The organism is Rhizobium sp. UBA1881, from assembly GCF_002338015.1.
Lineage (GTDB): Bacteria > Pseudomonadota > Alphaproteobacteria > Rhizobiales > Rhizobiaceae > Rhizobium.
Genome location: NZ_DDHH01000205.1, coordinates 419 through 717 on the forward strand (window position 1 = coordinate 419; position 299 = coordinate 717).

Annotated in this window: 1 pseudogene; it reads left to right on the forward strand. The window is 63.9% G+C overall.

The window, feature by feature from the left end:
• Window positions 1-299: pseudogene (locus B3605_RS25025) on the forward strand (threonine synthase); the annotation flags it as partial.

Genomic DNA, 299 nt, shown 5'->3' on the forward strand with positions numbered 1-299 from the left:
GGCCCTGCGCGGCAAGAGCTACCAGGATATCGCCTTCACCATCCTGTCGCCGTTCACCAACGGTGAAATTCCAGCCGACACGTTTCGGGCAATGATCGACGAAGCCTACGGCACCTTCCGCCATCCGGCGATCGCGCCCCTGGTGCAGACCGGCCCGAACAGCTTTGTCATGGAGCTCTTCCACGGCACGACGCTCGCCTTCAAGGATGTGGCGATGCAGCTTCTGGCGCGGCTAATGGACTATGCGCTGGAAAAGCGCGGCGAGCGCGCCACCATCGTCGGCGCCACCTCGGGCGACA